General features: G+C 55.3%; 11 protein-coding genes. 3 read left to right on the top strand and 8 right to left on the bottom strand.

The genetic code is table 11. From position 1 onward, the window contains the following. Positions 1-1,335: hypothetical protein (locus VFO10_RS10935; protein ID WP_325139952.1), on the top strand; the 1,335-nt coding region annotated here is incomplete at its 5' end. 62 nt (positions 1,336-1,397) lie between these two features. Here the strand turns inward: VFO10_RS10935 and VFO10_RS10930 are convergent. The 6 genes from VFO10_RS10930 to VFO10_RS10905 form a co-directional block, all read right to left on the bottom strand. After that, the gene (locus VFO10_RS10930; RefSeq protein WP_325139950.1) at positions 1,398-1,673 is read right to left on the bottom strand and encodes a hypothetical protein; all 276 of its coding nucleotides are present in this window, start codon (positions 1,671-1,673) and stop codon (positions 1,398-1,400) included. A gap of 170 nt (positions 1,674-1,843) precedes the next feature. After that, the gene (locus VFO10_RS10925) at positions 1,844-5,035 is read right to left on the bottom strand and encodes an MFS transporter (RefSeq protein WP_325139948.1); all 3,192 of its coding nucleotides are present in this window, start codon (positions 5,033-5,035) and stop codon (positions 1,844-1,846) included. Positions 5,036-5,231: 196 nt separating this feature from the next. Then, positions 5,232-7,322 carry a chemotaxis protein CheA gene (locus VFO10_RS10920; RefSeq protein ID WP_325139946.1) on the bottom strand — a complete coding sequence of 697 codons (2,091 nt, stop codon included), beginning with the start codon at positions 7,320-7,322 and terminating at the stop codon, positions 5,232-5,234. After that, on the bottom strand, positions 7,306-7,848 hold the full coding sequence (locus tag VFO10_RS10915; protein ID WP_325139945.1) for a hypothetical protein: 543 nt from the start codon (positions 7,846-7,848) through the stop codon (positions 7,306-7,308). The genes VFO10_RS10920 and VFO10_RS10915 overlap by 17 nt, the downstream gene beginning before the upstream one ends. A 10-nt stretch (positions 7,849-7,858) precedes the next feature. Beyond that, positions 7,859-8,008: a hypothetical protein gene (locus VFO10_RS10910; protein ID WP_325139943.1), complete on the bottom strand. Its 150-nt coding sequence runs from the start codon at positions 8,006-8,008 to the stop codon at positions 7,859-7,861. A gap of 16 nt (positions 8,009-8,024) precedes the next feature. After that, positions 8,025-8,630, bottom strand: coding sequence for a PAS domain-containing protein (locus VFO10_RS10905; RefSeq protein WP_325139941.1), 606 nt, complete (start codon positions 8,628-8,630; stop codon positions 8,025-8,027). A gap of 223 nt (positions 8,631-8,853) precedes the next feature. On the opposite strand from VFO10_RS10905, the gene VFO10_RS10900 reads away from it, so the two are divergent. After that, positions 8,854-10,248, top strand: a complete 1,395-nt coding sequence (locus VFO10_RS10900) for a class I adenylate-forming enzyme family protein (RefSeq protein WP_325139939.1) — start codon at positions 8,854-8,856, stop codon at positions 10,246-10,248. A gap of 120 nt (positions 10,249-10,368) precedes the next feature. Continuing rightward, on the top strand, positions 10,369-10,812 hold the full coding sequence (locus VFO10_RS10895) for a hypothetical protein (protein WP_325139937.1): 444 nt from the start codon (positions 10,369-10,371) through the stop codon (positions 10,810-10,812). A 71-nt stretch (positions 10,813-10,883) separates the two neighbouring features. Here VFO10_RS10895 and VFO10_RS10890 read toward each other — a convergent pair whose 3' ends face one another. Together VFO10_RS10890 and VFO10_RS10885 are read right to left on the bottom strand one after the other, a co-directional pair. After that, on the bottom strand, positions 10,884-11,243 hold the full coding sequence (locus VFO10_RS10890; protein WP_325139935.1) for a hypothetical protein: 360 nt from the start codon (positions 11,241-11,243) through the stop codon (positions 10,884-10,886). Positions 11,244-11,290: 47 nt separating this feature from the next. Next, a complete protein-coding gene (locus tag VFO10_RS10885; RefSeq protein ID WP_325139933.1) occupies positions 11,291-11,584 on the bottom strand; it encodes a hypothetical protein in 294 nt (97 codons plus the stop codon). Positions 11,585-11,781: the final 197 nt, after the last annotated feature.

The following is an 11,781-nucleotide window of genomic DNA, read 5'->3' as shown; positions in this document are numbered from 1 at the left end:
CAAAAAAAATGGCGTTCGATGCTGCCGGATGCGCTGCAAAAATATGAAGGCGTCGCGCAGGATGCCGAAGGTGGACTCTGGACCGTGATCGATGACAAGGCTCTGCTCCGCTTTTATCCAAAACCCTTGATTTTACCTTTGGAAATGCTCGGTCTTCTGCCAGGCTCGCGGCTCGTGTCACTGACCACTCACGGCGCGTCGCTCGCAGCCTCCTTCGTGCAGACTGGCCATGTCCTGGTTCGTGGCAGCGCCGGACTCTTTTATCTGGAATCCCAACCTTGGCAGAATCTGCCTTTTGGTTTTGTCCGCACGCCCGCTTATGGTGAGGCATGGACCGAATGGTTCAAGGATAAGGACGGTCAAACCCTTTTGATGCGTGAGGATGGAGAAATGGCCCGACTGGATGCCGAGCAGGGCTGGACGGTTGTGTCCCTGCCTTCCGATCGACCGCCGTCTTTGAAAAAGAATTTCAAATTGATTTCCGAGGCGAAACATTTTCTCGCTCAGGTCGAAACGGGTCTGGTCTGGCTCTGGGATCTTGTGAGCTTTCGCGAATACCCGCTGCAGAGTCCCGACGGGGCCCAGCATGATCTGCGCAATGCCGAGGTCGATGGTCTCGGTCAGATCTGGGAAGCCAAACAAGAATGGAATGAACCGCTTCGACTTTATCGTCTGCAGAATCAGACCTGGGAACCTTATATCGCACCTGATCTGCCGTCCGCCTGCTCGGGCCCCCTGATATTCTTTGCAGGGGATAAACTGCTTTTGTCCTGCGGCGCCCAGGGACCGGCGATCGTTCATAAGCAAAGCGTGAGCTTTCTGGCCACTTTCTATCCCGAGCTGCCCTGGTCGCGTCAGGACTTTCGCTATTGGATGGTTCCGTCCTCGGATAAGCGTTCGCCCTTTATCTTTTTCACCGTTTATGATGATGAGCTTCAGGAACAGACTCTCCATCGCTTCGAACCGGGAACGGGTGCCAGGAAAAAGTGGACCCTCCTCGACGATCGTCGCCTGCACTTCCGCGGCGACACCATGACCCCGTATGTCCGCTTCGACCGTCTCGCTGTGGATCCCCAGGCGCCGGACCGTTTCCTGATAGCCTCGTTCCGCTTCATCCTGCGTCCTGAGGGCGATACACTGAAAGTTGCGGTAGACGGTCGTAAACTTTTGGCCGCACGAGGAATCAAAGAGGAGCCGATGTCAGGCGTCATTCTGGGTTTGGAACTTGAGCGTTTCGGAGAAGTCTGGATTCTGATGAAGGAATTGGGATTGCTGCGATACGATGCGATCTGGCAGGCGGAAGACCGGGACGAGAGTCGTTTGCCGCGGTTTTGATTCACAAGGGAGCCTCCTGAAAGGACGTTGATTCCCCTCAGGAGATCCCGTATGGCTTCACATCACTGTGGAGCTTGATTGATTTCCTTTTGCGCTTCCGCTTTTTCTTTCTCCACGTCTTTTTGTGCTTCAATCACGTCTTTTTTCTCTTCGTTGATGTCCTTCTGAGCTTCACGCTGAGCTTCGGTCACGTCCTTCTGCTCTTCCATGACATCTTTTTGCTCATTCCGGATTTCTTTTTGACCTTCTTCTGCAGCTTCCTTTTTTGTTTTGGTGCAGCCGAAAGCTCCCAAAGCGGTTACCATCATTGGGATTGCAAGAAATTTCCAGTTACGCATTACCGTCTCCATCTCAAATAAAGTGTCAAAATAACAGATCCATCCTCCCGGATTTCGGATCCGCTTTTGATCTGCAATAAGCGTTCCCAGAGTAAAAATCCCTGGGAGATACTCTCAAACTGAATGGAAATGGCGACAGTTCGGAAAGCGGGCCCAGACCGGGCCCGGGGTCAGGCGATGGACTTCAAAGCCCGGGCGTAGATGCCGAGGATGGTCAGCATATCCTCGCGATGATTCAAAAGGATGGCATCCGGGCCCTGGCTGAGAAGGCCCTTCTCTTCAAAGAGTTCAAGGAAATGTTCGAGCTTCCTCCAGGCGCCTTCGGTCTCCCAGGGCAGATGATAGCGATGCCTTAAAGGTTCATAGTGGGAAAAGAAGTATTCCCGCATATCCTCCCGCAGCACCATGTTCCGCTCGACCAGGATATTCGCCAAAAGGTGGGGAATCACAAAGCTGTGAATCACCACATTGCGATTATATGTCGAACGAAGACTGTCGAGAGGAGCCAGGAAAACTTTCTGCGTCTTGCGCCGGTCGCCCCTTCTGAGGTTACGAACCTCGACCGGGGCCTCCGGGGCACGCCTTTCCCCGCGTCTCCGACACTGATTCAAAAAGGGTATCGCGGCCAGAGTCGCGTCCAGACTCGCGACTTCATGCTTCACTTCGATATCGTAGGCGCGACTCCAAAGCTCTGACGTCGTGTTCACGTAGGCGCGCAGTTCGCTTTCCGACAGGGCCCGGCCCTGGCTGGCCAGCAGCGCGGTGGCCACCAGCGAGCTGGGGGTCAAGGGCGAGACGCGGTTGATTTCCACGCAGGCGGATCGCGCCACATGACGGGCCATGTCGCGGATCCACGCATCAGGGATGGCCTCCTCCCTTACGATAGGTCTTGTTCTCCAATCGGGACAATGCTTCCTTAAAACGTCATCCAAAAAGATGGGTTCACCGGGCGTAAGGTAGACGCTGCCCCGCGGCTTCAGATTCCGCAGAAAGCTCGCAAAGCCCCGAAGCCGGGCCCAGAGGCTGCGTCCCGAGGCTTCGCTCACATACCGGGCAAAGGCATTTTTATGCTCATCATCCAGTTCGTTCACGCTTTCTCTAAATTGGATGATGTGCTGAAGGTAGCTGTCACCTTCCAGGATGAAGTCATAGGTGATGTTCAAAGGCAGAAAGACCACGGGCCGGGCGCGTTCCTCGACGTAGGCGTTGATATACTGCGAAACGATGCCGGCCTTGGGCTGCAATACTTCACCGATCTTGCTGCGGGTGCCCTCGACGAAGACCATCTGGGACTTTCCATAGCGCTGCAGCACTTTCATATATTCATAAAGAACGGCATTATAAACCGCATCCATCTTTTTGCGTCGAATGAAGTAGCTCGACACGTACTGAAGAAGGCTCACGGGGAAAAAATTCAGGTGATTGCTGGCCGCGATATAAGGCGGCTCGATGCCGTTCAGATAAAGCAGCTGCGAGGTGGCGATGAAATCAATGTGACTGCGATGCGAAGGGAGATAGACCACCTGGTAATGGCGATCAAGTTCCTTGATCCGGGCCGTGCCGGCCATTTCCATCCGCAGGAAAAGGCGGCGGAAGATAAAGCGCAGACTGCCCGACAGGACCTTCGTGTAAATATGCCGCCGATCACAGACGATCTCATTGAAATACGTTTCTGCAAGCTTTCCGGCTTTGGGATCCCGGCTTTCCAGAATATGCTGCTGCACCGCGGGAGCATTCAGAATCTCACTGCGAACGGCCGCCTTCGGCACGACATGGAACAGGGAAAAAGGCGCCTCCTGACGGCCGCCTTCCCCATGGAAGATTTCCCGCACCTGATCGCGAATGGCATGAAAGGCCTTGAATTTATCACCATGCTCGCGCAGCGCAGCATGCACGGCGATCGTCATCGTAGCCTGATCGCGACGCAGCGGCACGACATGAAGCGTCATCGGCTGGCCGTTCTCCACGCGTTCCATCATCTGCCAGAGGATGGAAAGAAAATGATGATTCGGAAAAAACCGCAGGCTGCGGATGCGATAAGGAACCAAGGGCGCACCCCCGAGCTGTCCGCGAAGCCGCAGGCGATCCCAAAGGCCCGCACCGTAGCTGACCCAGACCGCCCCGGACTGCAGGCGATCGTTTGGCTCCTTCAGACAGGCGATGATGAACAGCAGCCCCACCACAAGCGGCATGTAAAGACAGAGCCGCAGGGCCTGGCCGATGGACATATGATCCAAAAGAAAACCAAAGAAGACCGGACCGATGGCCGTCGCAAAGAGATCAAAGGAGGCTGCCATGCCGAGGTAACGATTGGCGAAGCGGCGACCATAGAGAGTCGGCCAGAGGTTCATGCAAAGCGCCGTGTAAAGCGCACTCGCCATTCCAAAACCGCCAAAGGCCAGCAGCTGACCACCCAGGCTCTGAAACATCTGAAAACCTGTAAAGGAAGCCATGATGCTGCCGAGGTAAAGCAAAAACACCAGCCGGCTCTTCCGCATATTCATCAGAGCCCAGGCGAGGCTCGGCAGCCCGACCATGGCCGCCGGAATATAGAACGATAGACCCTTGGCATAGGACACGCCCGAGCCCGCGGCGATCGGGTCCAGAAAAAGAATCACGGAACTCAAAAGCAGCGAATAGAAAGGCACGCCCATCATATAAAGCCAAAAACTCAAGCGCTGCCGCGCAACTTCCGGCGCCAGGCTTCCATCGTCATGCTCTGCAGCATCCTCGTTCTTTTTCTGGGACGCGCCTGCCTTCACGTGCTGACGAAGGCTCATGAACAGCGCGGCATAGGCCAGGAGCCCGGCGATCAAAACCATGCTCAGTTTGAAAAAATCGAGGGCCTCATGCAGCTGATAGGCCACGTAAGGAATACTGGAGCCGACGAGGCCGCTCAGCACGCCGACGATGGCGAAGGCCTTGCCGCGATCCTTTTCCGCGAAGGAAAGAGTCACGAGGGACGATGATATCATGCGAAAGCTGCCGCGAAAGCAGAGGCGAAATCCCGTCAGAGTCAATCCCAGCATGATCACCGCGAATGTCGGCGACAGGTTCGCTGCCATCCAGGGCGTCATCGCAAACAAAAGAAGGGTCGCGATCCCACCACCGGCGATGATAAGGGTCGTGCGCATGGCCCCCAGGCTATCCAACAGCCTTGCCGTGCGCGGCACCAGAAGCGAGGCGAATAGAGTCGCCGCCATCATGAGGAAACCAAACTCGGTGAAGCTCAGCTGGAGTGTCTTCAGAAAATCGACGGTAAACACTCCGATGAAACTATTCTGGCCCAATACCGCGATGAGCGTCGCCATGATGCTCAGCAGCAGCACACTCCACGATTGTTTCCGTGCCCACAAAGACATGAGGTGACCCCTTGGCAAGAATTCTTACAAACCATCATACTGACTTTGGTAATGCAGGAAATTCATTGCAAAAAGCCAACCAAGGCCAAGGCGTGAAGACCACGCCTTTTTTTAAATGAAGAGTGCGTGCGGGGGTTGACAGCAGAAAAAAAGATGACAGTCGCTACCGGCTTCTAACCCATACGGATGAAGGACTTCAGGCCGCATGCAGTTCGCGAATCGTCTGTCCCAGGGTCTGCGTTACGGCCCGCACGGCATCGGGATGGGTCAATGGCTCCAAAAGATCCAAAAGATGCGAAAGGGAACTCGTCTTATAGATATCCAGCACCGTCGGCTCCAGTCCCGCTTCGATCATGTAATTCATCTTGGTGTTATGCTGGATCCATTTCGTTTTGAACTGGGTATAGGCGATGGCCACCAGGTAATGCAGCTCATCCGGATCCTGGATGGGATCCATCGTCTCCTTGACCTCATCGACCTGCATGGCGATATACGAAAGAACCGCGTCCTGAATCTCGGGACTGTCTTTCAAAGGCTCCAGGAGCATGGCCATTCGATGCAGAAAGCGCGAGCCTTCCAGCGCGCTCAGTATCTCCTCTTTGCTCGCCTTGTGACCCTGGAGAGGGGCGAAATTTTTCACGTTGCTATCCTCCGGTTCTGGTATATAGACATTAAGGTTGCGTTCGAGTTCCACGCAGTCGATGCAGTAGATAGGTCCCCAGTTCGCATCATTCGCGGCACCGCGCAGATAAACAGGCAGATCCTGGGCTGCGGAAAGAGGCAGGACGAAAATGGATTGGGCCGCGCAGTAGGCATCCACCATCAGAGCGCAGGGGGCACCGGCAAGCTCCAGAAGGATCAGCGGCCGGAAATGGTCCACGCTGGAGTTCTGATCGATGTCACGCAGCGCGAGCAGCGTATAGGTCTCATCATCATCTTTCAAGCGCGCGGTACCGAATTCCAGCTCGATCAATTCGGGATCCAGCACGACTCCGCGCACGAAGCGGGTCGGCAGCGCAAACGTCCGATTCTGATAGCGAAAGATCGCCATCACCTCCAGCTGATAGGGCGCCGGGAATTCCATAAAGAACGTGGTGCCCCGGCCTTTTTCCGACTCAAAGGTCAGCTTGCCTCCGACCCGGATCACTTCATGAATCACAGCATCCATGCCGACGCCGCGACCCGAGATTTCCGATGCCTCGGCCTTGGTGGAAAAGCCTGGCTTGAAAATCAACTCCTGCTTTTCATAGTTGGTCATGCGCGTAGCGTCCGCCGCACTTATCAGACCTTTTTGAATCGCGATCTGGGCCACGCGATCGGGATCTATGCCGCCTCCGTCATCACGAAGAGTCACAAGCGTACGATCCCCGAGCTTTTTATGCTCCAGAGTCAAATGCCCCTGACCCAGTTTGCCCTGGGCCACCCTTTCATCCGGCCGTTCCAGGCCGTGATCGGCGCTATTCTTGATCATATGCCCAAGGCACTCACTCAGCGCCATCAGAAGGTTATTATCAATCCTTTCATCAAAGCCGATGACCTGAAATTCAATCTCCTTGCCGAGCTTATCCGCAGTGTCGCGCAGCAGCCGCTTGAGTTTATTGGCCAGCGTTTTCCCGGGCGAGGTCCGCGCTGCGATCAGATTGAACACAGCCTCCTGGAGGATCTGAATGGACGCAAGGGCCTCGGGCGCCTTGCTTTCATACTGCTTCATCAGAGCCTGTTCGAGCGACTTCAGAATGTGGTCAAAGCTCGCGGTATCCAGACTGTAGGCTAAAGCCCGCTGAACGTCCTTGCTTTCCATAGCCGAGGTGACGTCAGGGCTCTTGGCCTTGCTTCCGCTCTGACATTCCTGAAGACTTCGGATCAGGGATTTGACGGACACTTCCAGCGTGCTGCCTATCGAAATCAAGGCCTCAGCATTTTCCGGGTTCTGCGCGATCTGAACCAGATGCCGCAGATTATCCAGAAAGGAGACGAAGGATGCGCTGGCTCCGTGCAGGTCGTTATCGGTTCGATCCTTGAAACCGACCATATGGTCTTCGATCATGTGAATCAAATGGGAAAGACTCTTCAGCCCGCTCTGTGCTGTGATCCCCTTCAAGGTGTGAAGGTTGCGCATCAGATGATTGAATTCCGTAGGCTGCGCAGGTCGCGACATATCCAGAATCAGGTCTTCCGTGTCATCACAGAGTTTCAGCGCCTCCTGCTCGAAGGTCGCCATCATATCGCGCGCATCGGCACCGAATTGCTGCTCCAGGTGCTGGAGTTCTTCAAGCAGCCGCACCATCAGCCTCCTTCAGTATTTGGATCTGATGGCGAATCATAGGCAGTACATAAGGCGCCTCGCCTGGGACCTTCACGTTCACCAGGATCACCTGCCGCGGATCGTCAATTCCCCGCGGAAGCGGTTGGCCGCTCCAGTAGGCTCCATCGATCAGATAGTGAAATTTTTCCTTGCCCGCCACCACGGTCGTGGTCATGGCAAGGCAGGCGTGAAATCCAGCAACATGAGCCAGGGGCACTGATTCCCGTCCATCGCTCAGACGGAACGAAAAGCCCTCGTCAAAGAGCGCAAAGCCCGAGGACCGGCGTTCTTCGACGGGAATCGCCTCGAACAATTTGATCGTAGCCAAAGGACTCAGGCGCAGAATGTTTTCGAGCCAAAGGTGGGACGGCAGCATGCCTTCGGGGGCCCGCCCCCGCATGGCCAGCTCCAGCCAGGTCTGCAGGAAAATGCAGGAGCTTCTGAGTTCCGGGTGCGTGGCCCGGATAAGCTCCAGATTGGCAAGGAGACTGGCAAAGGGAAGCTGCATGACCACCGCCTTAGGCTGCCTGAGCCTGTTTTTTTCGCAGGATTTCCAGAGTTTCTGCCACCAAAGCCAAAAGCTCGGCCGAGGGCTGACCGCTGTCGATCGCCTTGCCCAGTTTCAGAAGGGAAACCTGTATCGCATCCAAATCCGCATCGTGAACCATGGCTTCACTCCGGGTTTCAGCGTCTTTTCACGAACACATAGTTGCGCTGCGAGGCTGCATGACGGTACATGTGGATCGCAACGCTGGTGGGACGAATCTTATACGTGAAGGTATAATTGAATCCCACATCCAGACTTCCGGTCTGCACGCCTTGCCGGAAACGACCCAGGAAAAGTCTATTGTTGGTGCAGGGCGCCACGTCGATAAAAAAGTTCCGGCCCTGCGCCTGTTGCAGCGAGATACCCGCCAGCTGCTGTTCCCAGCGGTTATAAAGGCGAATCAAACCGTTATCATCCACTTCCACGATACCGAAATCGCACTGATCGGCCGTCGCCTGATCCAGCGTGCCGAGGCGTCTTACGATATCAGCGGGTACGAAACCCAGATCGCCCTGGCCGCCGCTTCCACTCTCCAGGCGCTGCTGCAGGGACCTCGCATAATCGACCAGCGAGCGAACTGTTTGATTGGGAAAGTTTTGCTGCAGATACTCCAGTTCCTGATAGAAGAAGACGAGCTGTTCTTCCAGGCTGGCCACTTCGGAATTATCGCTGCTGGCCACCGCCTCGGATTCAGGTCCGGGCTGATTGACCAAAGTTCTCAACTTCTGCAAAGTCTGGCTCATGACGGACTCCTTTTCGCAAACCGTTACCAGCCTCTATCGTAGAAACCTGTAAAGACTTTATCCGTGCATTCTTGATGCAAGCTACGACCAAGACTTTCTTTTGAAAATTTAGCCACTTACACCTTGCGCACGGTCCATCCCCTGGATCTTAATTTGAATTTCCCCGGAACGCGCCGAACTTGAAATGACGATTGTGTTCGTTTCCCGCACCGGAGTGGACCTCATGACCCAAAGCACGCTACTGGAAGTCTTCCAAAGTCGTCTGAAAGGGGCGTCGTTTCCCTGCCTCGTCCAGCATTCTTACGAGGAGGAAACAATACTCTCTGCGGCTTCGCTGTGGTCATCAGCACTTACGCGACGTCATGTCATGCGCTCGCAGGGCATGAAGCCCGGGGATATCTGGGTGCAGGAGAAGGGCGGTCTTGAGGCCTTCATTCACTTCTTCGCCTGCCTGCAGGGCGGATTTATCTTCTGCCCCCTGTCCCTGCGGGATCATGGTCAGACATCATCCGTGACGCGTGGGCTATGGAAAGAAGGCTGCGACGGCCAGCTCGTGCGGAGTGAAGCCCTGCTGGCACCCGAACTGGCTGGAACCCTCTCGTTCGCGCTGCTCCTTCATACGAGCGGCACCACGCGGGGGCAGCCGCGCTGTGTTCGTCTGAACGACGAGGGCATACGGCATCAGCTGAAAACTCATGCCGAGGTCATGGGGATCGAAGCGGAGACCAAACGCTGGCTGCAACTTCCCTGGTTTCATAGCTTCGGCCTTATCCTGGATGGTCTGCTCGGGCTTTATGCAGGCCAGCATCTCTATATGATCACAGAGCCTGCTCTGCATCCACGCGCCATGTTCAACAGACTCCATCACTATGAGATCGAGTGGCTGGCTGCTGTGCCGCGTAGTCTGCAGCTTCTGCTTCAGTACGCAGAAACCCATCCAGAAGTTCTGCCTGTTCTGAAAAAACTTCATGTCCATAGTGGTGGAGCCTACCTCACCGAAGCGAAGCGGCAGCAGCTGACTCAGCTCCTGGCATCCTTTCACTGGGGTTATGGTCTGACAGAATGCGGTCCGGGCGTATTAATGAATGGGCGGCCCGTGGGCTGTGAAGTCAGGATCATGCCCCACCCCAGTCACGGTTGGCAGGAGCTTTGGGTTCGGAGCCCTTCTGTGGGACAGTGGTCAGGCCAAAGCGAGAGTATCTCCGAAGGATGGATCCCGACCGGCGACCTGGCCTTCGAGGATGCATCCGGCTCTTTCGACGTCATAGGACGTACGCAGGACTGCTTTAAAAATAGTTCCGGCCAGTGGATTCATTTACGCGAAATTGAGCAGAGTCTGGAACAGACCCTGCCTCTTATGGGTGTTCACGTAAGCCTTCAGGGCGATGCATCCCAGTTCATTGCCCGCATCGTCACAAACGATAGGGCCTCCGATCTTCCCGTCGGTCTTTTGCAGAAGCTGGAAAAACTCCTCCCGCTTCCCTTTCAGATCTGGATCGGCCAGCCCAGCGAGGCGCTGCTGCAAAGCCTGCAAAATATTCCGCAAAAATCCCTGAACGAAGCTATTGGGCGCCTTCCGCCTGAAGCCTTCCTGGTAATCCATCGCGCTGCAGCCTGAGGACTACACGTCTCCTTGCCATGCAGCGTCCGACTAGCCTCATTCCCGAGGCATGCTTGTTGCAAAACGCCTCGCGTGTTTTCTTGCTGACGACCCATCACCATTTGAGGAGTGATACTCATGACCGTTTCCCTGCTACGCAATCTCGCTCTTGGACTTGCCACTGTAGCCTTTGCAGCCTGTACTTCGTCGCCCAGCAGCGACAGCAGCACGACCAGCGAGCGCACCAACGAAGTCACCACCAGTGACAACACTGCAAAGGCCAATATGAAAGAAGGCTGGCAGGATGTGAAGGAAGGCACGCAGCAGGCCGCCACCGGCGTGGGCCAGAAGACCAAGGAAGTGGCCCGTGAAGTGAGCGCGGACATCAAGGAAGCTGGCAACGAAGTGAAAGCGTCCGCCTGTCCCGTCGTCGCCAACAAGACGACGAAGCGCTACTACACTCAGTCGAACAAAGACTATGAAGTGATGCTGAAAGGCGAGAAAATCCTGAGCGCCGACAACCGCGAATGCTTCATGAGCGAGCGAGCCGCCATGGATGACGGCTACACAAAGGCCCGCTAATCCTCGCAGCCGCAATCACCCGCCTCAGCGCGGGTTGATTCCTGCGCTCTGCCCCAGAACAAACTCAGACTTCACGGCGCCGGCTTCGCCATTTCCGAAGGCGTAGGTGCGGATAAGGGCACCAGCGGTTTGATATCCTGATCAGGGCATGTCTCATCAATACTGGTCTGATCCTGTCCAGGTCGGGAGTTGTCCGCACACGGTGATTCCTCGACGGCCTTGCCCTCAAACCTCAGCTTATCGCCATCAGGATGCGCGAAGGTTCCGTCCTGAAATCCGGTATCACCGGGCGGCACTGTGGTATTGGAGTTGGGGAAGCGATCCTGGCCGGCTTCCGGTGGCGGAGGCGAATTACGGCGACAGGCGAGCGCTGTCAAGGACAGCAGAAGAGTGAGAGTTAAAACTTTTTGATGCATAAGTTGCCCTTTCATGACGTGGCAAATCCAAACAACGAAGCGCGATTGCACTGTTCGTTCCATTATCGTGTATGCTCCGGATGCTCGACCTGATGGCTTTCCACCTTATCGCCCTTCCCTGAACTCTTCTCAAAAGACGCATAGGCTTTGAAGCAGGGATGACTGAAACCAAGATCCTTGGTTCGCGCCTTCTCATGCTTACTCAGGCACTCATAGGCATACGATTCGCTTTTCGCATCGCATTTATACTTTTGAAGCTCGGCTGTGCAGGCTTTACGCATGGGCTCTGCCGCCCAGGATGCGGATCCCATGGTTCCGCTGAAAGCCATGGCTATCAGGACATTCTTCCGCGTCACAAGGTTCACCCTCCATCCAAAAGGCCTATTTTTTCGGTCCTGGCTGAAGCTGTCAACCCATAAGTAACCAGCAGACAGCTTGGCGCCTTAGCATGAATACCTGATAATAGGAGAACAGCAAAACCCTTTAGCCAGAGAGCCACGCGTGAAGCGAAAACAGAATGCACCAAAGACCAAGGCAAAGTCAGGGGATGCCT

This window comes from Oligoflexus sp., assembly GCF_035712445.1.
In the GTDB taxonomy this organism is placed as follows: Bacteria; Bdellovibrionota_B; Oligoflexia; order Oligoflexales; family Oligoflexaceae; genus Oligoflexus.
The sequence above is the reverse complement of the archived record's forward strand: the minus strand, read 5'-3'. Positions and strand labels throughout refer to the sequence as shown.